General features: G+C 64.1%; 29 protein-coding genes. 11 read left to right on the forward strand and 18 right to left on the reverse strand.

The window, feature by feature from the left end; genetic code table 11:
- Window position 1 precedes the first annotated feature (1 nt).
- The 6 genes from ACLEJR_RS05900 (at window position 2) to ACLEJR_RS05925 (ending at window position 4,588) form a co-directional block, all read left to right on the forward strand.
- On the forward strand, window positions 2-1,114 hold the full coding sequence (locus tag ACLEJR_RS05900) for a FliM/FliN family flagellar motor switch protein (protein ID WP_440812697.1): 1,113 nt from the start codon (window positions 2-4) through the stop codon (window positions 1,112-1,114).
- On the forward strand, window positions 1,111-1,764 hold the full coding sequence (gene sctR / locus ACLEJR_RS05905; RefSeq protein WP_440795898.1) for a type III secretion system export apparatus subunit SctR: 654 nt from the start codon (window positions 1,111-1,113) through the stop codon (window positions 1,762-1,764). Before ACLEJR_RS05900 ends, sctR begins: the two co-directional genes overlap by 4 nt.
- A 9-nt stretch (window positions 1,765-1,773) precedes the next feature.
- Window positions 1,774-2,028, forward strand: a complete 255-nt coding sequence (gene sctS / locus ACLEJR_RS05910) for a type III secretion system export apparatus subunit SctS (RefSeq protein WP_042731017.1) — start codon at window positions 1,774-1,776, stop codon at window positions 2,026-2,028.
- Window positions 2,028-2,825: a type III secretion system export apparatus subunit SctT gene (sctT, locus tag ACLEJR_RS05915; protein WP_440795895.1), complete on the forward strand. Its 798-nt coding sequence runs from the start codon at window positions 2,028-2,030 to the stop codon at window positions 2,823-2,825. The genes sctS and sctT overlap by 1 nt, the downstream gene beginning before the upstream one ends.
- 12 nt (window positions 2,826-2,837) lie before the next feature.
- A complete protein-coding gene (gene sctU / locus ACLEJR_RS05920; RefSeq protein WP_440812699.1) occupies window positions 2,838-3,938 on the forward strand; it encodes a type III secretion system export apparatus subunit SctU in 1,101 nt (366 codons plus the stop codon).
- Window positions 3,939-4,369: 431 nt separating this feature from the next.
- Window positions 4,370-4,588, forward strand: a complete 219-nt coding sequence (locus tag ACLEJR_RS05925; RefSeq protein WP_440812702.1) for a hypothetical protein — start codon at window positions 4,370-4,372, stop codon at window positions 4,586-4,588.
- Between the two features lie 57 nt (window positions 4,589-4,645).
- Here the strand turns inward: ACLEJR_RS05925 and ACLEJR_RS05930 are convergent, their stop codons facing one another.
- The 14 genes from ACLEJR_RS05930 to ACLEJR_RS05995 all read right to left on the reverse strand — a co-directional run bounded on the left by ACLEJR_RS05930 (window position 4,646) and on the right by ACLEJR_RS05995 (window position 14,328).
- A complete protein-coding gene (locus ACLEJR_RS05930; protein ID WP_440795890.1) occupies window positions 4,646-5,095 on the reverse strand; it encodes a type III secretion system chaperone in 450 nt (149 codons plus the stop codon).
- 8 nt (window positions 5,096-5,103) lie between these two features.
- Window positions 5,104-5,481: a transcriptional regulator gene (locus ACLEJR_RS05935; RefSeq protein WP_440812705.1), complete on the reverse strand. Its 378-nt coding sequence runs from the start codon at window positions 5,479-5,481 to the stop codon at window positions 5,104-5,106.
- A 6-nt stretch (window positions 5,482-5,487) separates the two neighbouring features.
- A complete protein-coding gene (gene hrpT / locus ACLEJR_RS05940) occupies window positions 5,488-5,697 on the reverse strand; it encodes an HrpT family type III secretion system protein (protein ID WP_440795886.1) in 210 nt (69 codons plus the stop codon).
- Entirely contained in the window at window positions 5,694-7,841 is a 2,148-nt protein-coding gene (sctC, locus tag ACLEJR_RS05945; protein WP_440812707.1) for a type III secretion system outer membrane ring subunit SctC, read from the reverse strand. The genes hrpT and sctC overlap by 4 nt, the downstream gene beginning before the upstream one ends.
- Complete coding sequence (locus tag ACLEJR_RS05950) at window positions 7,834-8,271, reverse strand: type III secretion system chaperone (protein WP_440795882.1); 438 nt, start codon at window positions 8,269-8,271, stop codon at window positions 7,834-7,836. Before ACLEJR_RS05950 ends, sctC begins: the two co-directional genes overlap by 8 nt.
- The gene (locus ACLEJR_RS05955; protein ID WP_042731296.1) at window positions 8,258-8,482 is read right to left on the reverse strand and encodes a type III secretion protein; all 225 of its coding nucleotides are present in this window, start codon (window positions 8,480-8,482) and stop codon (window positions 8,258-8,260) included. Before ACLEJR_RS05955 ends, ACLEJR_RS05950 begins: the two co-directional genes overlap by 14 nt.
- A 205-nt stretch (window positions 8,483-8,687) precedes the next feature.
- The gene (gene sctL / locus ACLEJR_RS05960) at window positions 8,688-9,269 is read right to left on the reverse strand and encodes a type III secretion system stator protein SctL (protein WP_440812709.1); all 582 of its coding nucleotides are present in this window, start codon (window positions 9,267-9,269) and stop codon (window positions 8,688-8,690) included.
- On the reverse strand, window positions 9,247-9,687 hold the full coding sequence (locus ACLEJR_RS05965; RefSeq protein ID WP_440812712.1) for a hypothetical protein: 441 nt from the start codon (window positions 9,685-9,687) through the stop codon (window positions 9,247-9,249). Before ACLEJR_RS05965 ends, sctL begins: the two co-directional genes overlap by 23 nt.
- 149 nt (window positions 9,688-9,836) lie before the next feature.
- On the reverse strand, window positions 9,837-10,721 hold the full coding sequence (gene sctJ / locus ACLEJR_RS05970; RefSeq protein WP_440812714.1) for a type III secretion system inner membrane ring lipoprotein SctJ: 885 nt from the start codon (window positions 10,719-10,721) through the stop codon (window positions 9,837-9,839).
- Window positions 10,722-10,735: 14 nt separating this feature from the next.
- Complete coding sequence (gene sctI, locus ACLEJR_RS05975; protein WP_440795874.1) at window positions 10,736-11,110, reverse strand: type III secretion system inner rod subunit SctI; 375 nt, start codon at window positions 11,108-11,110, stop codon at window positions 10,736-10,738.
- 45 nt (window positions 11,111-11,155) lie between these two features.
- Window positions 11,156-12,073: a type III secretion protein gene (locus ACLEJR_RS05980; protein WP_440795872.1), complete on the reverse strand. Its 918-nt coding sequence runs from the start codon at window positions 12,071-12,073 to the stop codon at window positions 11,156-11,158.
- A 58-nt stretch (window positions 12,074-12,131) separates the two neighbouring features.
- Window positions 12,132-12,434, reverse strand: a complete 303-nt coding sequence (locus ACLEJR_RS05985; protein WP_440812716.1) for a hypothetical protein — start codon at window positions 12,432-12,434, stop codon at window positions 12,132-12,134.
- Complete coding sequence (locus ACLEJR_RS05990; RefSeq protein ID WP_440812719.1) at window positions 12,435-13,358, reverse strand: sigma 54-interacting transcriptional regulator; 924 nt, start codon at window positions 13,356-13,358, stop codon at window positions 12,435-12,437.
- Between the two features lie 394 nt (window positions 13,359-13,752).
- On the reverse strand, window positions 13,753-14,328 hold the full coding sequence (locus ACLEJR_RS05995) for a DUF6436 domain-containing protein (RefSeq protein ID WP_440812721.1): 576 nt from the start codon (window positions 14,326-14,328) through the stop codon (window positions 13,753-13,755).
- Window positions 14,329-14,436: 108 nt separating this feature from the next.
- On the opposite strand from ACLEJR_RS05995, the gene ACLEJR_RS06000 reads away from it, so the two are divergent.
- On the forward strand, window positions 14,437-15,384 hold the full coding sequence (locus tag ACLEJR_RS06000) for an alpha/beta hydrolase (RefSeq protein ID WP_440812723.1): 948 nt from the start codon (window positions 14,437-14,439) through the stop codon (window positions 15,382-15,384).
- 129 nt (window positions 15,385-15,513) lie between these two features.
- Here the strand turns inward: ACLEJR_RS06000 and ACLEJR_RS06005 are convergent, their stop codons facing one another.
- Entirely contained in the window at window positions 15,514-16,257 is a 744-nt protein-coding gene (locus ACLEJR_RS06005; RefSeq protein WP_440812725.1) for a hypothetical protein, read from the reverse strand.
- Between the two features lie 140 nt (window positions 16,258-16,397).
- Here ACLEJR_RS06005 and ACLEJR_RS06010 point away from each other — a divergent pair, with 140 nt between their 5' ends.
- Together ACLEJR_RS06010 and ACLEJR_RS06015 are read left to right on the forward strand one after the other, a co-directional pair.
- Window positions 16,398-17,027 carry a 2OG-Fe(II) oxygenase gene (locus tag ACLEJR_RS06010; protein ID WP_440795860.1) on the forward strand — a complete coding sequence of 210 codons (630 nt, stop codon included), beginning with the start codon at window positions 16,398-16,400 and terminating at the stop codon, window positions 17,025-17,027.
- A gap of 2 nt (window positions 17,028-17,029) precedes the next feature.
- Window positions 17,030-17,521 (forward strand): DUF523 domain-containing protein, encoded by a 492-nt coding sequence (locus tag ACLEJR_RS06015; protein ID WP_440812728.1) that lies wholly within the window; start codon window positions 17,030-17,032, stop codon window positions 17,519-17,521.
- A gap of 159 nt (window positions 17,522-17,680) precedes the next feature.
- Here the strand turns inward: ACLEJR_RS06015 and ACLEJR_RS06020 are convergent, their stop codons facing one another.
- Both ACLEJR_RS06020 and ACLEJR_RS06025 read right to left on the reverse strand, forming a co-directional pair.
- Window positions 17,681-19,057: a GTPase/DUF3482 domain-containing protein gene (locus ACLEJR_RS06020; RefSeq protein WP_440812730.1), complete on the reverse strand. Its 1,377-nt coding sequence runs from the start codon at window positions 19,055-19,057 to the stop codon at window positions 17,681-17,683.
- Window positions 19,050-20,417: a DUF2868 domain-containing protein gene (locus ACLEJR_RS06025; protein ID WP_440812812.1), complete on the reverse strand. Its 1,368-nt coding sequence runs from the start codon at window positions 20,415-20,417 to the stop codon at window positions 19,050-19,052. Before ACLEJR_RS06025 ends, ACLEJR_RS06020 begins: the two co-directional genes overlap by 8 nt.
- A gap of 96 nt (window positions 20,418-20,513) precedes the next feature.
- Here ACLEJR_RS06025 and ACLEJR_RS06030 point away from each other — a divergent pair, with 96 nt between their 5' ends.
- Window positions 20,514-21,026: a dihydrofolate reductase gene (locus ACLEJR_RS06030; RefSeq protein WP_440812732.1), complete on the forward strand. Its 513-nt coding sequence runs from the start codon at window positions 20,514-20,516 to the stop codon at window positions 21,024-21,026.
- 109 nt (window positions 21,027-21,135) lie between these two features.
- Here the strand turns inward: ACLEJR_RS06030 and ACLEJR_RS06035 are convergent, their stop codons facing one another.
- Complete coding sequence (locus ACLEJR_RS06035; protein WP_440795852.1) at window positions 21,136-22,527, reverse strand: L-cystine transporter; 1,392 nt, start codon at window positions 22,525-22,527, stop codon at window positions 21,136-21,138.
- 242 nt (window positions 22,528-22,769) lie between these two features.
- On the opposite strand from ACLEJR_RS06035, the gene ACLEJR_RS06040 reads away from it, so the two are divergent.
- Window positions 22,770-23,825, forward strand: a complete 1,056-nt coding sequence (locus ACLEJR_RS06040; RefSeq protein ID WP_440812735.1) for a haloacid dehalogenase-like hydrolase — start codon at window positions 22,770-22,772, stop codon at window positions 23,823-23,825.
- Window positions 23,826-24,094: the final 269 nt, after the last annotated feature.

The following is a 24,094-nucleotide window of genomic DNA, read 5'->3' on the forward strand; positions in this document are numbered from 1 at the left end:
CATGGGTGCATTTGCACTGCCGCTGCCATCGGTCAGCGCTGAAGAAGCCGTCGCCCGCCAACGGCTGGGGGCTGGCGTCGAGTTGCCGTTCGACGTGGCAGGCGAGGCGGGGTTGCTGACGCTGAGACTGGGCAACGGTCCCACGGGCACGGCGCCCGCTGCGTTCGAGTGTGCCCACGGGGCCTTTGTTCTGGGCGAGCCCGGCCCGGCGCTGAGCCTGTTCGGTGAATGCCCGGTGGCGTTGCCCGCCGAGCCGGGACCGGATGACGAGTGGTTCTGGTCATTGTTCCACCAGGTTTTGAGCGAACCTCTGCGCCAAGCCTTCGGCTTTCTCAAACCGCAGGTCGCGACCGAGGTCAGCGGCATTGCCTGTCGACTCGACGTGCGCTTGGGATCGGCAAGCGTGGTCAGCCACCTGGAAATCCCCGGCCAGACCCTGCTGGGCCTGCTCGACGCCGCACCCTGGCAGCGGCGGGCCGCGCCCTGGACCGAGCACTTCGGCTTTCGTGTACCGCTGCTGGTCGGACACCTGGCCCTGGCCACCGGACAGCTCGCCGCCCTGCGCCCCGGTGACGTGGTGATACCCGAGACACACCTGTTCGATTCATCCGGCCAAGGCCTGGTTCGCCTGGGTCGGCATTGCCTACATGTGCAGGTGCACAGCCACGCCGCACCGTTGCACCTGACCGTACTCGCGCTTGAGGAGACCGATATGAGCAGCACCGCCGACACCGACATCCTGACGCCCGAATGGGACGACACCGCTCGCTACGCCGCCGACGACCAGGACCCCGAGGCGTTCGACCCGGCCTCTTTGAATCAGGCCGCTACCGAAGCCGACGCCGAGGACGCACCGGCTGCGCCACAGGCGGCCGTCGATCATCTTGAACGTTTCGACGACCTGCCGCTGGCGCTCACGGTCCGTTGCGGTCACCTGCATCTGACCCTGGGTGAGCTGCGCAATCTGGCCCCCGGTGCCGTGCTGCAAGTGCAGGGCGTCGCGGCGGGGGCGGGGGCCTTATTCTATGGCGAGCGGCCCGTGGCCCATGGCGAGCTGGTGGAGGTCGATGGCCGGCTGGGCTTGCAGATCGTCCGCGTGGATGTGGCTGGATGAGCTTCCAGGGGGTCGACCCCTTTCTGCTGGCGCTGTTCATCGGCGGGATATCCCTGGTTCCGCTGCTGCTGATCATCTGCAGCGCGTTCCTCAAGATCGCCATTGTGCTGACCATTACCCGTAACGCCATCGGCGTGCAGCAAGTGCCGCCGAACATGGCGCTGTATGCCATCGCGCTGGCCGCGACGCTGTTCATCATGGCGCCGGTGGGCCACAACGTCGCCGAAGCGCTGAAAGAGCGGCCGCTGGACTTCAGCAACACCGAGGCGTTGCAGGGCTCGGCGCTGAATGCGATCAAGCCGCTGCAAACGTTCATGGCGCGCAACACCAACCCGGACATCCTCACCCACCTGCTCGAGAACACCCAGCGCATGTGGCCCAAGGAACGCGCCGAGCAGGCCAGTCGCGACGACCTGATGCTATTGATCCCGGCGTTTATGCTGTCGGAGCTGGAAGCCGGCTTCCAGATGGGCTTTTTGATCTACATCCCGTTCATCGTCATCGACCTGATCGTGTCCAACCTGCTGCTGGCGCTCGGCATGCAGATGGTGGCGCCCATGACCATTTCGCTGCCGCTCAAGTTGCTGGTCTTCGTGCTTGCCCAGGGCTGGACGCAGCTACTGGACAGCCTCTTCTATTCCTACCTGTGAGGACCTGTGATGGACGCGATGACGCTGTTCAAGGAAGGCATGTTGCTGGTGGTCCTGCTGTCCGCGCCGCCCTTGATCGTGGCGGTGTTGGTGGGGGTGCTGACTTCGCTGGTGCAGGCCCTGATGCAGATCCAGGACCAGACGTTGCCGTTCGGCATCAAGCTGGTGGCGGTGGGGCTGACCCTGCTAGTGACCGGGCGCTGGGTGGGCGGGGAACTGATGGGATTGCTGCGCCGGGCCTTTGAAATGATGGCCAACACCTGATGGCGGCCTCGGCGTTCCTGCCCTATTTCGACCTGCTGTTGTCGGTGGCGCTCGGCATGGCGCGTATCTACCCGGTCGCCTACCTGGTGCCGGTGTTCTGCTTCCAGCACCTGCGCGGCCTGCCACGCCATGCCATCGTCTTCGCCCTGGCCATGTTGCCGGCGCCCGGCATTCGCCAGGCGCTGATCGACGCCCAGGTGAACTGGCTTTCGCTGGGCGGCTTGATGGTCAAGGAACTGATCCTGGGCCTCTTGCTCGGGGTGTTGCTGGCGATGCCGTTCTGGCTGTACGAGTCGGTGGGGGCCCTGCTGGACAACCAGCGCGGTGCGCTCATCGGCGGCCAGTTGAACCCGGCCCTGGGCACCGATACCACACCGCTGGGCCACCTGTTCAAGGAGATGATCATCCTGCTGCTGGTCGCTACCCTGGGCATCGGCACCCTGACCCAGGTGATCTGGGACAGCTACCTGGTCTGGTCGCCCACGACCTGGTTCCCATTGCCCGGCGCGGATGGCTTCGGCGTGTTCCTCGGCCTGCTCGCCGAGATGTTCATGCACATGCTGCTCTACGCCGCGCCGTTCATTGGCCTGCTGTTGCTGGTGGAATTCAGCCTGGCACTGCTCAGCCTGTACAGCCCGCAATTGCAGGTATTTGTCCTCGCCATGCCGGCCAAGAGCCTGATCGGCCTGGGCTTCTTGCTGTTCTACCTGCCTACGTTGTGGGACGCGATGACCGGTCGTCTCATCCGTTATGGGGAGATCCGGCACCTGCTCGACCTGCTGTTGCAGGCGCCCTGAAGGAGGGGCCCGATGAGCGAAGACAGTGGCGAAAAAACCAAGAGCGCGACGCCGAAGAAGATTCGCGACGCGCGCAAAAGAGGCCAGGTAGGCCAGAGCCAGGACCTCAGCAGCCTGCTGGTGCTGGCGGCGATCACCGAAGTGGCGCTGACGCTGGCCGACGACAGCATGCAGGCGCTGCAAGACCTGGTGGCCTTCCCGCTGCATCGGCTGGATGTCGACTTCACGCGGGCCTTCGAGGAAACCCTGGCCCATGCCGGCAGCGTGCTCCTCAGTTTCACCCTGATGACCGTAGGGCTGGCGATTGCCACGCGGCTGGTGGCCGGCTGGATACAGTTCGGTTTTCTGTTCTCCCCCGAGGCCCTGACGCCTGACCCGAATCGTCTGAACCCGATGAATCAGGCCCAGCAGATGTTTTCCGGACAGGCGCTGATCAACCTGTTCATGGGGCTGGTCAAGGCGGTGTTCATCGCGGCCGTGCTGTATCTGGTCACGATGCCTGCGCTCGGGGCGTTGGTCAGTCTGGTCAATAGCGATCTGCAAACCTACTGGCGCGGGTTGGCCAGCCTGTTCCGGCACATCATGCACACATGTCTGGGGGTGCTGCTGGTGCTGGCAATCATCGACTTCGGCCTACAGAAGTACTTTTTCGCCAAGCGCCTGCGCATGAGTGAGGAAGAGGTGCGCAAGGAGTTCAAAGAGATGGAGGGCGATCCGCACGTCAAGATGCATCGCCGCAACCTGGCCCGGCAGTTGGCCGGGCCTTCCGCCGAGAAGGAAGCCAAGCCGGTGGAAGACGCCGACATGCTGGTGGTCAACCCCACTCACTTTGCCGTCGCGCTGCGCTACCGGCCCGAGGAAACGGCGCTGCCGCAGCTCATCGTCAAAGGCGTCGATGCCGAGGCCCGTGCGCTGATCGAGCGGGCCAAGGCGGCGCGGATCCCGGTCATCCAGTGCATCTGGCTGGCACGGACGATCTACCGCGAGGACGTCGGCGGTTTCATCCCCCGCGAGACGCTCCAGGCGGTGGCGCACATTTACCGGGTGCTGCGGGAGCTGGACGATGAGGCCAAGGCCGAAGTGATCGAGATTCCGGAGTTGAACCGGCGCTGACGCCACGCAAGGGAACCGATGCACGGGTCGTTGCCACTCAGGGGATGAGCCGGATTCGTTCTGGCGCTGCCGGCTTGCCGCTATGGCTCGCCACCCTCCATGAGCAACCCACTGGAGAATTTCCCATGCCCCATGACCCAAGCCTTGTCGGGCGCACAGGCGCCTTGCGCGGGGTCGACAGCAATCTGCTGTCCAACTCGTCCTCATTGAGCCAGCAGCCCCATGAGGCCCAGCAACGCCGCACCAGCCAGAGCCTGCAGGCGCGAGGGCGCTCGTCCTCAACGCCTCCGGCGCTACACCAGCGCGGTCGAACGCGCACGCGGGAGGAAACCCGCGCGCCCCGTTCCAGGTCCCAGCCTCCACAACCACGGCCATCTCCCGAAACGAATGAAGCGACGCCGCCACCGACGCCACCCACTTCCGAGCAAACGATGCTGCGGGATATGGAGACCCGTCAGCGCCAGTTGATGGAGCGTCAGTTCGAACTTCAGATGGGCATGGAGGAGCGCCAGGCGGCGCTGCTGCAGGTCAAGAGCGCGGCGGACATGACCAAGCTGATGAGCGACACGGTGACAGAGGTCACCAAGGGCTTCCTGGACAGCGCCAGGAAGGTCATGCAGGAGGGTGGTGAAGCGATGAAACTGCGTTGAAACCTGGCATGGCCCACGGCCCCGCCAGGCCTGCCTGGTGGGGCTCGATGGGACGGATCAGCCCAGCCGGGTGCGGCCCATGGCCAGCGACGTCGGGCGGGGTTCGCCAGGCTTGGCCAGGTCGAGGATGCGCGGGCGTACCTCGTTGACCTGAGCGACGAAGCCCACCACCCAGTGACAGAACCGGGTTTCGTCCAGCGCCGACAACGCGCTGTGGGCACACAGGCGAACACAGGCTTTGTCGTCCAGGGCCAGCCAACTGCCGCCGAGCAGGTCCAGGCGAAAGTTGAGTTCCAGCAGGCGCTTGTGCAGGCCCGGGGCGTGGGCCGTCACCTCGATCGCACAGTGGAGAATGGCCATGTCGCTGTGCTCGGGCAACTCGATGACCACCGCTTCGCGGTGGCTCTTGTCGTAGAGCGCACATACGCCTTGCTCCAGTTGCAGGTCCGCGTGCAGATGATCGGCGAGGGCCGAGATCAAACGTTGGGCGAGCGGTGCGGCGGTCATGATGAACCTCAGTAGGTGGCTGGACGATCATCGAGGTCTTCCAGGCCCAGCAGCGACAGCTGTCGGGACTGGATCTCGTCGAGCAATTCAGATGTGATGGAGGAATCCGGCAGCGCCTGCCACACCACGAGCGCTCGCTGTGGGTCGAGGAACACGAACAGTTGAGCGTATTCCAACGGATTGGCGAAGCGCCGTTCGAGCGCCTGCTGGATCTGGTTGGCGCGTAGCACCTGGCTTTGTACTTGTAGCGCGAGACCCACGCTGTGAGGCTCGCGTCTCAAGCCGAACTCGATGCCGGGGGCGATTTCCCAATACGTCGCAATGCCGGCGATGATGTTCTTTTGGAAAGCTTGGCGAGTGTTTGCGCTTTGCACCGAGAAAGACATGCCGATTCAGTCCTCCAGAGGGACGACGCTGTGGTCGAGAGGGTGTTCGGGGGAGCCGAGGCCGCCACGCATGCCGGGCGACCACCAGACGACGATTCGCGCGTGGTCGGGCTCGGCCCGTTCGCAGGAACCGGCCTGGCAGCCCGAGCGGCTTGCGCAGCCGGCGAATACCGGCAGGCTCAGGAGTACGGCGAGCAGCAGCGGTGTGCGACTCATGGGGTCATCCTCGCGGTGGTTTGCAATAGGGAGGGGCGTTCGCCACCCGGCACGCGAGCGGGCTGGTTCATGACCACGAACACTTCGGTTTCCTCGCCGGGTTCCAGCCACACTTTCGGCCAGGCAGAGGCCGCCAGCGTCCAGCGGCTGCCGCAGCTCGCTTCATCGAAGCGCAGCCGCCGCTGGCCGTCGTTGCGCACCACGCCCACGGCGATGCCGTAGTCGGGGCCGGCGAACCACTGCGCGCGCGAGGCATCCAGTGTCAGTCCGGGCTGCAAGGCGCAAAGCGTCTCGGGGGAATAGGGAATCGAATCGGCCTGTTTGAACGAAGCCGGAATGTTGCCGTCGGCCAGGCGGGCGAGCACGTCGCTGACCTCCAGGCGTCCGACCGGGCGCTTGCCGTTGCGCCGCTCTTCCACGCGCGCCATGGCGCTGTCGACCTGTTCGCGGTCGAGGGTCGAGATGTAGCGGGCCGGGTCGACCTGGTCGCCGATCAGGCGTGGCGTCAGGATGAACACCCGCTCCCGGCGACTGGTCTGGCGGGTCGTCGACGAAAACAGCAGCGGCCCCACCAGTGGGATGCGCCCCAGCCAAGGCACCCGCTCCAGGTTGTCGCCGGTTTCCTCGGTGTGGAACCCGCCCACCACCAGTGAGCGGCTTTCGCCCATCACCGCCTGGGTGCTGACCACCCCGCGGCGCACGCTGGGCGTCTGCTGGCCCACTTCCGAAGGTTCGATACGGCCGTCTTCGATGTCCAGGGCCATCTGGATCTGCTTGTGCCCGCCGGTCTCGATGGCATGCGGCACCACTTGCAGGCTGGTGCCGGCGGTGATGGGTTCGATGTTGGCCACGCGCTCGCCGATGGCGGAGAGGTATTCGGTGCGGCTGAAGTCGATGACTGCCGGCTGGTTCTCCAGGGTCAGGACCGAGGGGTTGGCGACCACCGAGGCCAGGCCGCGGCCTTCCAGGGCGCGCAACTGCGCGGAAAAGTCGCCGTAGTCCTGGATGAATACCGTCGAGCTGGCACCGGGACGCAGCATCGAGGCGCCACCGATCAGGTCGCCGCTCTCGACGTTCCAGTTGGAGGCCAGCTCGGCCAGTTGGGTCCGGTCGATGTCCAGGATGATCGCGTCGATTTCCACCAGCTTGCGCGGCACGTCCACGTCGCGGATCAGTGGGGTGTAGATTTCCCGTCGCTTGGGGGCGTCGTAGATGAGCACCGCGTTGTTGCGCACATCGGCCTCGACGCGGATCTTGCCGCGGCTTCCACCGCCGCTATCGCCGGGCTGCACGCGGGTAGTGTTCGGGCGTCCCATGCCGTTGAAGGCCAGTTGTTCGATATTGCCCATGGCCATCGATTGATTGCCCTGCATGTTCTGGAACGACGCTTGGGGCAGGGCCGTGGGTGCCGCGCCGGAAGTCGAGCCACGGTTCTCCAGCAGACCGCGCAGGATGCTGGCGACGCCGGGGATGACCAAGGTGTCGCCGCGGTATTTGATGTTGCGGTCGGCTGCGGTGGCGTAGCGCAGCGGGAAGCTGATGACTTCCTGTTTCTCCTCGGGAGTCTTGCGCGCCTTGGCGAATTGCGTCACCAGACGCACGTAGCGTTCTGGGCCGGTGATCAGCACCACGCCTTCGTCGGGCAATTCGCCCCAGCCAAAGCGCGGGTCCAGCAGGCCGATATCGGTCAGCGCCTGTTTCATGTCCGGTACGGCATCGGCGGACACTTCCAGGCGCTTGGAGCGCTGGTTCTGCAACGGGCTGACATACAGGCTGCTGCCGTACACGAACCACTGGAAGCGATTCTCCAACCCGAGCCTGTCGAGGAACGCCTGGGGGCTTTCCGCACGCATCCGGCCTTCCACCGTGCCCTTGACGGTGCCGTCGATCACCAGTTGCACGCCGAAGGTATTGGCGAAGTCATCGAGTACCTTGGTCAGCGGCGTGGCCTGGGCGTCATAGGCATAAGGGGTGTTTTTCCAATCGGTGGGCACGGCCGCCTGGGTTGGTGCTGCCAGGCCAAGCGAGCCGGCCAGCATCAGGGCGATCAGCGAGGGCGTCGCCCAGCGCTGCGCGATCAACTGGCGAAGACGAGCGTTGCCTTCGGTCATCAAGCGGTACGGCATAAACCACTGGTTAGGCATGTCGGAGTCCTGTGCCGAGGAAATGAGTGTGCGAGGGCCGTCGCGCCACGGGCGCTGCCGCACCACGTGGGGCTTTTTGCAGAATCGATTGCCAGGTGTCGCGCTGGTTGAGCAGCGCTTCGAGTAATTCGATCAAGTCGTCGACGTGTCCGTCCGGAGCCAACTGCGCCATCAGCCATAACCGGGCATCGTCGCCAGAGCGCGCCAGGGCTCCGGGGAAGCGCGAAAGACTCGGGTGGGCCAGCCGGAGCACTTCTTCCAGGGCCGCCTCGTTGGACACGCAGGCGGGTAGCTCGACCGACAGCAGCAGCGCACCTTCGAGTTTGTCGAAGGTGACGTCGCCGTCGTCGATGACCAGGGTGAAAGGCGCGGGTTCGTCGGCACCGGCGCTCCAGCGGATGAGCTGTGCGCGCAGCTCATGGCATTGCATCGATGATCGCCTTGGCGAGGTTGTGGTGGGCCGTGGTCTGCTGGGTGGCCGCCGTTACCGCGACCGACATGCCGTTCATGCTGGTGAGGAAGGTGTGCATGTCGTCCAGGGACTGGCTCTGTGCAGCATTCATTGCCGCGTTGTTGACGTTGTCGGTGGCGCGCTGGAAGTAGGTGTCGAGGCGGCGCTGCAGGGCATCGATAGAAGACATAAACGGTTCCTCCGGGCTTGGGCGTGTTCACCCGGTGAGTGGTGGTTACACCCGTGGCGGTTCCGCGAGGAGAACAGAAAGATTGTGGGAGCAAGGCTTGCTCGCGATCAGGCCGTGACCGCCGGATGCGATGTCGGCAGGTCTGCCGCGATCGCGAGCAAGCTTTGCTCCCACAGGTGGGGGCTGGTTTTATGGTTGTGTTTCTTTATGGTTGGGGCTCTGGCACTCGCAGCGCTTGCACGGCGCCGGGCCAGTCGAGCTGGAATGTACCGCCAGGGGTTTGCAGTTTCACCTGGTGACGCTTCATGCCGGCATCGGCCACCGGTGTCCAGGGTTGTGGGCCGGTATTGCCGAGGCTGCGGGTCAGGCTCGCCAGGTCCTCGGGATGACAGTACAGGGTGGCATCGCTCGGATCGCGCTGCCCCGAGGCCAACTGGCGCACGAGCGCATCGATGCGCGCAGGTTCGGGCACCTCGTCCAGAAGCGTGCGCAAGGCTTCGTTGACCAGCCGTGCAGCGCTGCTTTCGATCTGTTCCCACATTGCCTGGCGTTGCGCCTCCCATGTGCTGAGCAGAGCGTCGGCCTTGTCCCAGAATCGAGCCTGGGCTTGCAGTACCTTCGCCTCGGCCACTTCATTGGTTTGTTCGAGCAATTGCGCGGCCTGCTCCCTGGCGCGTTCGATGACACGTTGCGCACGGGCGCAGTCGGCCAGGGTTTCGCGAGCGATATAAGGCTGTAACAAGCCCTGGCCTTCGGGACGTAGTTCAAGCGAGCGCCGGGCGAGCATCGTGCATCTCCGTGTCGTTGGCGGTAGAGGTGGGGAGCGCCAGGCTTTGCCCGGCTTTCCAGCAGGCGGACTGCCAGAGCGTGTCGAGCCTGGCCGCAGGCGGTCGGGGTGTGGTGCTGCGCTCGACGGCCATGATTCTTGCCCGTGGGAACGCCAGGCGCGCCCGCTGCCAGGTCGGCTCGCCGAGCCAGGCCCGCAGCAGCGCGAGCGGATCCTGCTCCGGTTCGAGCCAGTGGCCGGGGCGCAGTGCCTTGGCCGTGCGTTCGCACCAGGCGCGGTCCTGCGCCGACAGTGTCGGGGCTGCCGTCAACGGTGAACAGGTGGCCGCCACCAGTTCACAGGCCAGGGCCAGCGCGGTCGGCGCGCAAAGCAGGGTCTGCACCGCCGGGCTCGGCCTGGGTGGCGTGCCGGGCGTCATGCCGAAGCGCCTGGCCAGCGCGGCGTGGTGTCCGCGGGCGAGGGTGTCGAGGCGTGGCGCGTCCAGCCGCTCAAGACCCGGCGGCTGCCATCCGGGGGCCGCCTGGCGCCAGGCGTGGTGCCACCAGTGAACCCACTCCAGCGCGGGGTTCATGCGGCGGACCCTTTGTCAGGGGCGCCGGCGCCCGGCGTCTTGACCGCGAACAACGTCGCCGCTGCGTTGCCCGGTGGCGCGGCGGGGGCGTCCGGCCGGGCGAGCTTCTGTTGGAGAAAGCGCGGCAGCGTCAGGGCGCCCTTGCGCCACAACCGATAGAGACCATAGCCGGCGCCCAGCAGGATGCTCAGCAAAAGGATGCCCGCCACCACAGTGACCGTTCGCCAGTAGGCGACCTCTTCGGCTTGCATGACGAACGGTCCGAAGTGCGCCATTTTACGCCGCTCCTGGTACGGCACGGTGGGCACGAAGACCACTGACAACTTGCTCGCATTGTGGGCCGCGTCGGCCATGCCGGGGATCCCGCTGGCGATCAGGTTACGCACCCGTGGCGTGATGCTGTCGGGATCCAGCGCCCCGGTGTGCTTGATGAACACCGAGGCCGATGCCGGTTGCACCGGTTCGCCGGGCGCGACCCGTTCCGGCAGCACCACATGGACCCGAGCAAGCACCACGCCGTCTATCTGAGACAGGGTCGATTCCAGTTCCTGGGACAACGCGTAGATGTAGCGAGCGCGTTCTTCCAGCGGTGTGGAAATGACCCCTTCCTTGCGAAAGATATCCCCCAGGCTGGAACGTGAGCGCCGGGGCAGGCCGGCGGCTTCGAGTACGTGGACGGCGCTGTTCATGTCGGCGGGCTCGACCAGGACGGTCATGCCGTCCTTGTCGACTTGCTTGCTCGCCTCGATGTTCTTGTCCGCCAGCTCCGCGATCACTTCGTTGGCATCCTGCTCGGACAGACGGCTGTGCAGCGCCGACCGCTCCTCGCAGGCCGTGAGCAGCAGGCAAAGTAACAGCGTTGAGCATGCGCGCATGAACATGGCCGGCATTTCCTTTACTGAAGGTTAGTAAGCTTCTCGATCGCCTGGGAGCCTTTGCTGACCAGTTTCGCGGTCATCAGGCTTTCCAGGTGGAACGACGATAAGGACCGGTTCGACTGCAACATGTCCTGCGGATCGGCAGTGCGAATGGCCTTGAGCATGTCGCGGTTGGCCCGCTCGTCCAGGCGCTGCAGTTCGCCGGAGCGGCTCGACAGCGAATCGATGATGCGTGCCGCGACGTTGTTTTCAGTGTCCGGCGCCGGCGGCTTCTCGCGCATCTGGGCGTTGAACCAGCTGACGTCGCTGGTCTCGGCGCTGGCCTGGGGCTTGGCGCCCGTCTTGGCCGTGGAAGAGGCCAGTTGGCTGGCATCGATGGCTTGTAGTTCCATGGGCTTCTCCATTCTGTGAGAAAGAATCAAAAAGGGCGGATGGCTTCAGGCGCACATCAGCCGCAGGACGTTGCGGGCACTGCCGGTGACGCTCAGGTGAAACTCGATTTCCTCGCGGCCGCGCCTTGCCCGCCTGCGCGCGACCGGGTACTGGCCTGCAAGGCGAGCCAGCGCCAGGTCCAGTTGTTCCAGGGCCAGCTGGAACAACCGGGTCTCCCGGGCTTCCAGCGGTGTACCGAGGGCAACGCGCTCGGTCCAGGTCCACCCCTGGCCGTCGTGGGAGACGGGTGGCGGGTAGCGCAGCGGGTGTTGGTCCATGAAGCTGGCGATCTCGAACATCAGGTCCTGATCGTCCGGCTCATAGCGCGCCTGGCCCGCGCTGTCGTCGATATCCAGCAGCGACAGCAGCTTGCGCCGGCCCAGGACCGCGATGAGCCTGAGCAACAGCCGCAGGCTCGCGCCATGCCGATCGAGCGGACCTTCTGTTTCCCAGCCGCCGAACAGGGCACCGCAGAACGGGTTGTTCGCGCTGCCGAAATCACTCTGGCTGCCGACGTCGTTGTCGCCGATAGGCGGGCGGCGATGGGCGAACATCTGCGCCAGGTCACCAAACAGGTCTTCGTCGGAGTATGCGTCGTCGATATCGACCTCCAGGTTCTGGCCGGTACCGCCGTTGATCTCTTCCAGGATGTCGGCCAGCACCAGATTCAGCGGGTTTTCCGTTTCCGCCGCCTGCCCCTGCTGCGCAGGCTGCCAGCCGAAGGGAGCTCGCCCGCCTGTCGAGTCGTGCTCGCCGCTCCATCGAACGATCGACTCCTTCAACCGGCCACTGCCCGCGTGCTGCGTCAGGTGCTCGATCACCGCGTCTGCCAGGCCTTGGGAAACCGGGACGCGGCGCTGAGTGAGGTCGTCATGGGCGAGGGCTAGGGGGGGACGGAGGCTGTTCAGCCGATCGATATGCATGGGCCTGATCTCATCGCGCTTGAAAAGACCCCGCCGCGGCGGGGCTTGAAGCGGGTTGTCAGAATCGTATGTTTTTGGACGCCTCCCCCATGGCCGTAATGGCCTTGGTGGCGCTGTCCATGGACTCTGCCGAGATGGCGTTCATGGTGTCGGCGATCAGTTTCTTCTGATCGAATTCGGATTTCATGGTCGTCATCGCGGCCGAGGTAGCGTCCATCTGCTGCATGGCCGCCATGGAGGCCGCAAGGGAAGCTCCACCAAAACTCATAGTCGTATCTCCGGATTGTGGAATGGCGAGACGGTTGTGAGTGTCTCGAGGGTTAGGTGGCGGCGCAGGCGGAAACGGTTCCACGCCGGGCACTCAACTCATCGATATTTCCAGGCATTTCATCCGGTAGTAGAGCGTGCGCCGGGCGATGCCCAGCTCGGCGATGACCTTGTCGATGTGCCGATGGTGGCGACGCATGCAGTCTTCGATGAGCACTTTTTCGAACTGCTGCAATTGCTCCTTCAGATTGAGCGTGGTGTTGCAGCGCTCCGACTGTTCGGTGCGGGGCAGCGCCGGTAGGCCCAGCACGTAGCGCTTGGCGGCGGATTGCAGTTCGCGGATGTTCCCGGGCCAGGCGTAGCCGATCAGCTGGCACAGCAGCTCCGGCGACGGCGCGATGTAAGGCCGGTCCAGGGCCTTGGCTTCCCGGCGTACGAGCGACTGGAACAGCGGTACGATGCGCTCCTTGCGGCTGCGCAGGGGCGGCAGCTTGAGGCTGACGATGTTCAGCCGGAAGTACAGGTCCCGGCGAAATTCGCCCCGTTCGACCATCTCTCCCAAAGGGCACTGGGCGGAGGCGATCACCCGCATGTTCACCGGAATGTTCTGGGTCGAACCCAGCCGCTGCACGGTCCTGGACTCCAGGACACGCAGCAGCTTGGCTTGCAGCGCCAGGGGCATGCTATCGACCTCGTCCAAGTACAGCGTGCCGTTATGCGCGGCCTCGACGAACCCGGCGCGGCTTTGACTCACGCCGGTAAAAGCACCGGTGTTGGCACCGAAGAGCTGACTCTCTGCCAGGCTCTCGGGAATGGCCGCGCAGTTGATGGCGACGAACTTGCCGGAACGACCGGACATGCGGTGGATTTTCTCCGCCAGCGTGTCTTTTCCGGTGCCGGTTTCGCCGCGCAACAGCACGTCGACCATGAGCGGTGCGACACTTTGGGCGAACGCCTCAAGGTTGAGAACATCCTCTTTATGGGTAGTGGAAAGTGCAGCGCAAAGCATCTTTTGCATCACTGACGATTCCATTCTTGTTGTTAGGAGGTCGACAAATTTAAAGATCAAAGGCGCGTGGAACTTACCCGCGCCGCGGCATGACCGACTTGAGACCAACGTTCTGTTTGCTACGGAGGTTTAGAGAACCGATTAAAAAAAAGTTCATGCACCCGGGGCAGATGTTAATCGTTTCAGCTCAACGGTCGAAAAGCCTGGGCACCCGTTCGCGACCCGTCTGGCATGGGGTTTGGCCAAAAAATGGGGGATCCGGGAGAGCTTTTTGAAAATTGGATCCGACAAACGGTTCAGCGCAAGCGCCTGTTTGGAGCAAACGCTCTACTATCAAACAAATGTTCGATTTGTTTAGTTCTACGCAAGAGTGTTTTGAAATACGTTTCGTAGTCCGACTTAATCATTTTGGAGTTGACCAGGGGCAATAACAGCCGACCGCCAGTGTGTTAGCGGCGTTAACTTTGCGCCCGACACTAAGCGCTTCCAGGATCGGCTCGATAAAGCTGTTGTTCGAGTTGCAGGTCAGGCCTTCGCTGTAAGGGCCGAAGTACGCCAGTTGGCCGCTGCGGTCCCAGATCGCCACGGCCGGGCTGGCGGGAATCTGCTCTGAACCGGGGAGTGCAGCAAGGGGTTTGAGACGGTTCAGGGTGTCGGGCAGTCGGCCCTGGCTGCCGGTCTTTTGTACCGCGTAGAACTCGACGCCTTGCGGTACGTATTTATCCACCAGTTCGGAAAGATGCTGTTGATTGCCGACGTTGCACGGGCACGCCGGGTCCCAGAAATGCACCAGGCGGATCGCGCCCGGGCCGGCCAGTGCTTCGGGCAGGCGCAAGGGGTCGCCGGAGAACACCGCCGTGTGTTGGCTGAAGGCGCGCAGGAATCGCCCCTGAAACCAGTCATAAGCCACCCACAACACGGCAGCGCACCCGAGGGCGAGCAGACTGGCAAGCAGGGTCGTGCGGTGGGACGGGCGCATGGGATCGATCCTCTGGGGGCGGGTAGCTTGCCATGGCTGGCGCGACAGATGAATATCGCTCGCTGACAAAGTCCGTTTTGCGCGATGCGCTTTTGCCTGGAAATCCCGATGCCTGCCACTTTCGACCCCGATCACCTGCGTGCCAGCCTGCAACCCTTGGTGCGCTGGCAACCGTTATCGGAGCAGGCGCAGGCTTACCAGCGTTTTTATGGCTTGGATTTTCCCGGGCGTCAGTGGCGCACAGGCCTTGGATGCTTCGGGATCGAGGGCTACGAGTTGGTCGCTCAGGTCTGGTGGCCACAGAAGGCCGTGGCGACCCTGTTCGTGTTCCACGGCTATTACGATCACATGGGGCTTTACCGACACCTGATCGAATGGGGTCTGGAGCAGAAATTCGTGGTGATTGCCTGCGACTTGCCAGGCCACGGCTTGTCCAGCGGCGAGCGGGCGAGCATCGGTGATTTTGCCGAGTACCAGGCTACGTTGCAGGGATTGCTGGCCGAGGCTGCGGCGCTGGAGTTGCCGCAGCCCTGGCATCTGTGTGGGCAAAGCACTGGCGGGGCGATTGTGGTCGATCATGTACTCAATCACGGCGCGCAGAGCCCGGCCCAGGGCCAGGTCATCCTGCTGTCGCCTCTGGTGCGACCGCGGGCATGGGGTTGGTCGCGCTTGAGCTACTACCTGCTCAAGCCTTTCGTGAACGGCATCGCCCGGCGGTTCAGTGAAAACTCCACCGACCCCGGTTTCCTGCCGTTCCTGCAAGCCGATCCGTTGCAACCGCTGCGCCTGCCCACTGCCTGGGTGGGCGCGCTGGCGCAATGGATCAAGCGTATCGAAGCCGCGCCCAGCAGCTCGCGCCAGCCGTTGATCGTGCAAGGGCAGGCGGACATGACGGTGGACTGGACGCACAACCTGCAAGTGCTGCGCAGCAAGTTCGACCGGCCACAGGTCTTGATGCTGCCCGAGGGCCGGCATCACCTGGCGAACGAAGCGCTGGCGTTGCGTCAGGAGATGTTCGGGTTCTTGAGCAAGCGGATGAGTCGGTTCCGGGGTTGACCTGGACACGGCTATCGCGAGCTCGCTCCCACAAGGGGATTGGGTGAAATCGAATATTGCGACCGGCCACGATCCAATGTGGGAGCGAGCCTGCTCGCGATGGCGTAATTCCAGGCGCTGCAGTTCTATCTACTGCCCCAGGTTCTGCCCCACCGCCAACCCCGCCCGAATCGCCGCCAGGGCCGCTTGATAGTAGGCCTGGCCCTCGGCCGATTCGGCAAAGGTGGCGAACTCTTCCAGCTCGGTATCGCTCAGGTCACGGTAGACGTACAGCAGGGTGTTGTTCAGGTCGGCGCCGATCTGCTCCATCAGCCGCTGGCGCTGACCATTCAGCATGCCTTGGGCCTGGCCGCCACCCAGCAGGCCGGGGATCATCGAACTCAGGCTGTCGGCCGCCACGCCGGCAATCGCCAGGCTGACCTCGGCGCCGGCTTCGCGGGCCGGCAGGGCCTGGGCCAGGTGGCCGATGATCAACAGGCGGTTATCGCTGGCCTGCATCTTCGGCAGGCCCCTGGCGTTCTTCGCCAACTGATCGCGCCGGGTCGCCAGCAGCTCGGCCGCCACCACTTTGCGGCCCAGGGGCGATTGGAAAAAGTTCAGGGCCGGGGTCGGGTCGCGGAGGTTCTTGCGCATCTGCGTCTCGGCGCGCTGGTCCATGGCCTGGGGCGCGAAGCGTTGATTGCTGTTGGTCACCAGCGCCTGGAACACCGCCGGCGGCAGGCTGTTCTGATAGCGCTGTTGTGCGGCGCTCAAGGCATCGTTGAAATGCGCGCGCTGTTCCGGCCAGCCGGCGACCTGATACAACTGGTCGTAGCTGTCTGCCCAGGCGGGCAAAACGCAGAACATCAACAGTGAGAAAAGCAAACGACGCATAGGGACTCCTGTCAGCAGCCGACTATTCTCCGTGGGGTGTGGGGTCTTGTCGAGAATTCGTATCAAGTTCGTACGCCACTGCGATCCGGAGCACCGGAACCGCTGCGCGGCGCTGTCGGTTTTACCGGCACAGGCATACTATGCGCGCCATGCAAATATCTTCTGATCATCCGCTGCTGTTACGTATCGTGGACGACCTGGCCGAGCGTGGCTGGTCGCAGCAGGACTTTTTCTTGCCGGACGCCCTGACCCGCGCCCTGGCGGCCGAGTGTCGCCAGCGCGCCGCCGAAGGCGAACTGGCGCCGGCGGCAGTCGGACGCGGACCGTTCTCGGAAATCCGTGAAGGCATTCGTGGTGATCGCATCCAGTGGATCGAGCCCGGCCAGGCGCAGGCCTGTGATAGCTACCTGGATCTGATGGACAGTCTGCGCGAGGCGATGAACCGGGCGCTGTTCCTGGGCCTGGAAGACTTCGAGAGTCACTTTGCCCTTTATCCACCCGGTGCGTTCTATCTCAGGCATGTCGACCGCTTTCGCGACGACGACCGGCGCATGGTGTCGGCGGTGCTCTACCTCAATGACGATTGGTTGCCGGACCAGGGCGGCCAGTTGCGCATGTACCTGCAGGACGCTGAACATGACGTGCTGCCCACGGGTGGTTGCCTGGTGGTGTTCCTGTCGGGCGATATCCCCCATGAAGTCCTTCCGGCCAATCGCGATCGCCTGTCCTTGACCGGCTGGTTCCGGCGCCGCGGCAACGAGTTGTTCTGAACATGGAAAAGATCCTGGTCAGCCGCTGCCTGCTCGGTCACCGTGTGCGCTATGACGGCGGCGCCAGCGGGCCGTTCGATCAACTTCAGCAGTGGCTCGACGAGTGCCGGGTCGTGCCGCTGTGCCCCGAAGTCGCCGGCGGCCTGCCCACGCCAAGGGCGGCGGCGGAGATTGCCGGCGGACAAGGCGCTCAGGTGCTCGACGGCCAGGTGGCGGTGATCACCACAGACGGCGAGGACGTGAGCGCACAGTTCCTGTCGGGTGCCCACCAGGCGTTGGCACTGGTCCGCGAACATGGCATCCGGATCGCCGTGCTCAAGGCCAACAGCCCGTCGTGCGGCAACCTGCTGACCTACGACGGAACGTTTGCCGGCGTGAAAGTCAGTGGCGAAGGCGTCACCGCTGCGCTGCTCAAGCGCCATGGCGTGCAAGTGTTCAACGAGTTGCAACTGCCGCAAGCCGCGGCGGCGCTGAAGGTTTTGATCAAGGAATAACCTAGTCGAACCGCCTTTTGTGACGAGGGAGCTTGCTCCCGCCGGGCTGCGAAGCAGCCCCAGACGACTCGCCGCGTTTCATCAGATACACCGCGCAGTGGTTTTGCGGCTGCTGTGCAGCCGAGCGGGAGCAAGCTCCCTCGCCACAGTTTTGGGTGGCTATAACTGCCCAGCCAACTGCTCGATCTGCTCCTGTCGCTCAGCCTGGCTCAATCGCGCCTCGGGGTTGAGGGCGGACCATTGGGGATGAGCGCGGGCCTTGGTCAGGGCGTCGGGCAGCTTGCCTTCGCGCCAGGTCTTGTCCCCCTCGGGTGTGGCGATGCGGATGCGGTCCAGTGCCGCATGGCCGCGCTGGTTGAGGGCTTGCAACAGTTGTCGTTGGCGCAGGGCCAACAGGCGCAGCACGTTGTCGTCCACCGTCAGCTCCCGCTGGCCCTTGAGTTTGCCCAGCAACCGGTTGCCGTAGCTGCGGGCAGTCTGGACGGCGCCGCCGGCGATGGCGCCGGCCAGCGCAGCGGCACCTAGGGTCAGGCCGCCCACCAGCAGATCCACGCCGGCACCGGCCGCCGCGCCCGCCGCGATCCCGCCGCCGACGCGCACCCCCAACTGCTTGAGGGTCTCGGGGTTGAACAAGTCATCGCCCCAACGCCCGTCGAGCAGCGGCAGATCGCTGGCCGCCGCGTCCTGGGCGCGGAAAGCGAAAAGCTTGAGCAAGGCCTCGACGCACCGCTGCTCGCGCTGACGCACCGCGTTGCGCAGCTCGCTGATGGCCTGGCGTTCCAGTTCCGGGTCGCTGGCGACGCTGCGGCGGCAGGCGGCGCAATCGATCAACAATTCGGCGATCAGCCGCGCCGCGCTCTGCTGGCGCGCCAGGCGTTGGGCCTGCTGATCGGCGATCAGCCGCTCCAGTTGTCCCCGGGCGCTTTCGAGCAACAGTGCGAGGCTTTCATACAGGCGGCGCTCGCCGTCCTCGGGCGGGGCCACGCTGTCGAAGCGCACCAGGGCGTGCAACCCCAGCCGAGCCAACGCTTCGCGCCAGGCCGGCTCGCGGTGGTTGGCGCTGCTGACGAAATTCAACACTGGCAACAGCGGCTTGCCACAACTGGCGAGCACTTCCAGTTCGTCGCGATATTTGGCCAACACTGGCTCGCGGGCATCGATGACGTACAAGCCGGCATCGCTGGCGAGCAACTGTCGCAGTACCTTGGCCTCCTGCTCGAAACGCTGCCGGGCTTCGCTGCCATCGAGGAAGCGGGCCAGGCGCGCCGGACCGTCTAGGCGCTCGCCGGGACGCTCCAGCCGCTCCAGGTAATCGAGCAGGGCGATGGCGTCTTCCAGGCCCGGCGTGTCGTACAGTTCCAACAGCGCTTCGCCGTCCACCGACAAACGCGCACCTTCGACATGCCGCGTGGTGCTGGGCCGGTGGGAGACTTCGCCAAAGCCGACGTCACGGGTCAGCGTGCGCAGCAATGAAGTCTTGCCGACATTGGTATGGCCGACCACGGCCAACTTGAGCGGCTTGATCGGATCAGTCATGGCCGCTCTCCAACCAGTTCAACGGCGCGCAATCGGCGAAGGGCAGTTGCAGTTGTTGCAGCGCGGTGTGCCAGTCTCCCAGGCGCTCGGCGTCCAGCGCTTCGCCGGGCGGTGCCTGCAACAGCCAGACGCGGGTGGCGCTGGCGCTGCGGGCAAGCTCGGCGATCAACGCCAGGCTGCCTCGGTCCGGCGAGCGTCGAGGGTCGCAGGCAATTGCCAGCCGCGCGGGAGGGAAGCGCGACAATTGTTCCAAGAGCTTGTTGCGGGACTCGCGGCTGTCGAGGATGCCGGCGTTCTTCACCGTGTCCGGGAGTTTTGGCGGCCAGGGGCGATCATCCAGCTCGATGGCGACCAACAGCGCGCCGTCACTCTGTAGCGCACCGATTGCCGGTTCGACCTGATGCAACTGCGCAGGCGCGGTGTCATTGACGCCCAGCCGCTCACTGCTGGGCATCAGGCGCTCGCGCAATTGAGCGTAGCCCGGCAGATTCAGGTCCAGGCGCAGCAGCGCCCGGCCACGTCGCCAGCGCCACAGACACAGCAGCGCCAGGCACAGGCGCGGCAGCACGCCGTAGACCAGCAGCACCCCGACCAGCCAGGCAGCCCAGGCCTGGCGCGCGCTTTCGAGATTGAGCGCGCCGTCGCCGCTGGCGCGGATCATGTCCATGCTCGGCACGCTGAATCCCAGCAGCGCCGGCAGCGCGCCCAGAGTTCGAGTCAGGGCGACAAAGGTTTCACCGCCAAGAATTGTGGTTTCCCAGACAAAGCCATAGCGCCGGGTCGCCATCAGCACCAATACGATGACCAGCGCACTGAGCATCGCCAGCAACCACAAGCCGTTGACCAGCGTGCCGAGGGCCCAGCGATTGAGCTTGTGCCGTTGCAGCAATAGCAACAAGGCCGGTGCCAGTTGGGCGGCCTTGGCATCCCGGGCGAGTTTTTCGCTGAGCCACAGCCACAGGCGCCCCAGCGTGGCGCCTTGCTCACCGGCGAATACCAGCCCCAGCGTCCAGCCGACGAGCAGGACCAGGTTCAAACCCAGCAGACTGCCCAAGGCCCAGAACACGTTGACCGGTGTCTGCCCGTCACCCAGTGCGGCGAATCCCAGGCCGGCACCGCTGACAATGGCGAGCAGCGCCAATACCAGCAGCGCCAGGCGCGCCCCTTGCAGCCAGTGGCGCAAGGCCTGGGTCAGGCCGTCGCGCTCGGCCAGGCCCAGGGCGCGCTGGCGGATACGGTTGGATAAATCGCCGCCCGCCGCACGGGCCAGGCGATTGGCCTCCTGGTCTTCCAGCGGCCCGGCGTGCTCTTCACGCAGGCGGATCGTCTCGGTCAGCCAGAGGTTTTGCAGTTCAGTCAGAGGTCCAGTCACGGGCGCTTCCGTTGCAAATGAGCGTTGAGGATAACCGCTGTGGCGCCTGTCGGGGTACGCCGGGGCTCTGGTATCCTCGCCATCATGAAAAAAACTCTCCCTTTAAGTCTGATCGCAGCCCTCGGTGAAAACCGTGTGATCGGCGTCGACAACCGCATGCCCTGGCACCTGCCGGGGGATTTCAAATATTTCAAGGCCACCACTCTGGGCAAGCCGATCATCATGGGTCGCAAGACCTGGGATTCCCTGGGCCGACCGTTGCCCGGACGCTTGAACATCGTGGTCAGTCGCCAGCCTGGGCTGGTGCTGGAGGGGGCGGAAGTCTTCTCCACCCTGGAAGCTGCCGTAGCAAGGGCCGAGTCCTGGGCTCTGGAGCAAGGCGTTAATGAGTTGATGCTGATCGGTGGTGCTCAGTTGTACGCCCAGGCGCTGGAACAGGCCGATCGGCTGTACCTGACGCGCGTGGCGCTGAGCCCGGAAGGGGATGCGTGGTTTCCGGAGTTCGATTCGAGCCAGTGGAAGCTGGTTTCGAACCAGCCGAATCCGGCGGAAGGGGATAAGCCGGCGTACAGTTTTGAGGTGTGGGAAAAGCGTTAACGGCCAGAGCATCGCGAGCAGGCTCGCTCCCACAGTGTCCAGCGGTGACAGTGATTGCTGTGTTCACCTCGAACCCTGTGGAAGCAAGCCTGCTTGCGATAGCGGTCTATCAGGCATGCACTAACTCAGCATGCTCCTCGGCATCCAGCAACGCCTTGTCAGTCTGCTGCATCACCTGGCTGGTAATCGCCCCGGCGGTGATCGAGCCGCTGACGTTCAGTGCCGTACGGCCCATGTCGATCAACGGTTCGACGGAAATCAGCAGCGCCACCAGCGAAACCGGCAAGCCCATGGCCGGGAGCACGATCAGCGCGGCAAATGTCGCGCCGCCACCGACGCCCGCCACCCCGGCCGAACTCAAGGTCACAATCGCCACCAGCGTCGCGATCCATAGCGGGTCCAGCGGATTGATGCCCACGGTCGGCGCGACCATCACCGCCAGCATCGCCGGATAGAGACCGGCGCAGCCGTTCTGGCCGATGGTGGCGCCAAACGAAGCGCTGAAGCTGGCGATCGCCCGTGGGATACCCAGGCGGCTGGTCTGGGCTTCGATGCTCAGTGGAATGGTCGCGGCGCTGGAGCGGCTGGTGAAGGCGAAGGTCAGCACCGGCCAGATCTTGCGGAAGAACCGCAGCGGGTTGATCCCGGCGGCGGAGACCAGCAAGCCGTGGACCACGAACATCAGGCCCAGCCCCAGATATGACACCACCACGAAACTGCCAAGTTTGATGATGTCCTGCAGGTTGGAGCCGGCCACCACCTTGGTCATCAGTGCCAGCACGCCGTAAGGGGTCAGCTTCATCACCAGGCGTACCAGGCGCGTCACCCAGCTTTGCAGGGTGTCGATGGCGTTGATCACTTTCTGACCTTTCTCCACGTCATCCTTGAGCAGTTGCAAGGCCGCGACACCGAGGAAGGCCGCGAAAATCACCACGCTGATGATCGAGGTCGGCTTGGCCCGGGCCAGATCGGCGAAGGGGTTCTGCGGAATGAACGAGAGCAGCAGTTGCGGGATATTCAGGTCGGCGACCTTGCCGGCGTAGTCGCTCTGGATCACTTGCAGACGCGCCAGTTCCTGGGTGCCGGCCACCAGTCCTTCGGCGGTGAGGCCGAACAGGTTGGTCAGGCCGATGCCGATCAGCGCGGCAATGGCGGTGGTGAACAGCAGCGTGCCGATGGTCAGGAAGCTGATCTTGCCCAGGGACGAGGCGTTATGCAGGCGGGCCACGGCGCTGAGGATCGAGGCGAAGACCAGCGGGATGACGATCATTTGCAGCAACTGTACGTAACCGTTGCCCACCAGGTCGAACCAGCCGATGGACGCCTTGAGCACCGGGTTGCCAGCGCCGTAGATCGTGTGCAGGGCGATACCGAACACAACGCCCAGCACCAGCGCCAACAGCACTTTTTTCGCCAGGCTCCAACTGCCATGACGGGTTTGCGCCAGGCCGAACAGCAGGGCGAGAAATACCAGCAGATTGAGGATCAGCGGCAGATTCATCAAAAGACTCCGATAAGACTTGTGCCAGTCGCTTGAAGCCGCGACTGCGAACCGGGGAGCCTAACAGCCTGATTACTAATGAATTAATACTAAAAAAGCATGTAGATTGTCGTTTATGGAATAAGGCTGTGGCGTTTACGGACATGTCGCTGACGCGATCAAGACGCAAGCGGTCGCGGGCAGGCGATATCTGTCACAGGCATTTGTTAGCGTCGGGTTCTTCAAACCTGGGAGAAATGCCGATGAAGCTCGCACCTCGTTTTCTCGCTGTCGCCTTGAGCCTGGGCCTGGCCGGCCAGGTCCTCGCCACTGAACTCAAGCATTGGCCGGCAGAGCAGGCCAAGGCCCTGGACGCGATGATCGCGGCCAACGCCAACAAGGGTAACTACGCGGTGTTCGACATGGACAACACCAGTTACCGTTACGACCTCGAGGAATCGTTGCTGCCGTTCATGGAGAACAAAGGGCTCATCACTCGCGAAACCCTGGATCCGTCCCTGAAGCTGATGCCGTTCAAGGACACGGCCGATCACAAGGAAAGTCTGTTCAGTTACTACTATCGCCTGTGTGAAGTGGACGACATGGTCTGCTACCCGTGGGTGGCCCAGGTGTTTGCAGGTTTTACCCTCAAGGAACTCAAAGGCTATGTCGACGAGTTGATGGCTTCCGGCAAGCCGGTGCCGACCACCTATTACGACGGCGACAAGGTGGTCAACTACAACGTCAACCCGCCGAAAGTCTTCACCGGCCAGACCGAGCTGTACAACAAGCTGATGGAAAATGGCATCGAGGTGTATGTCATGACCGCCGCCTCCGAAGAGCTTGTGCGCATGGTCGCCGCCGATCCGAAGTATGGCTACAACCTCAAGCCCCAGAACGTCATCGGCGTGACCACGTTGCTCAAGGACCGCAAGAGCGGCGAGCTGACCACCGCCCGCAAGCAGATCACTGCCGGCAAGTATGACGAGAAGGCCAACCTGGACCTGGAGTACACGCCTTACCTGTGGACCCCGGCGACCTGGATGGCCGGCAAGCATGCGGCGATCCTGACCTACATCGATGAATGGAAAAAACCGGTGCTCGTCGCCGGCGACACGCCGAGCAGCGACGGCTACATGCTGTTCCACGATGTGGACGTGGCCAAGGGCGGCATCCATTTGTGGGTCAACCGCAAGGACAAGTACATGACGCAGATCAACGGCATGATGGCCAAGCACGCCGCCGCCCAGGCCAAGGAAGGCCTGCCGGTCACGGCGGACAAGAACTGGGTGATCGTCAAGCCGGAAGATATCCAGTAACCCAGGTAAACCTAAAGCCATCTGTGGGAGCGAGCCTGCTCGCGATGGCGGCGGATCAGTTGCATCAATGTGTCTGACACACCGCTATCGCGAGCAGGCTCGCTCCCACATTGGGTCCGCTTGCAACACAGAAAACCTGGCACACACCCGTGGCGAGGGAGCTTGCTCCCGCTGGCCTGCGCAGCCGGCCCAAGACCTTTGTGACTGCTGCGCAGCCGAGCGGGAGCAAGCTCCCTCGCCACGGAACAGACAAAAAAATGCCCCGCACT

The sequence above is a fragment of the Pseudomonas sp. SMN5 genome (assembly GCF_052041925.1).
In the GTDB taxonomy this organism is placed as follows: Bacteria; Pseudomonadota; Gammaproteobacteria; order Pseudomonadales; family Pseudomonadaceae; genus Aquipseudomonas.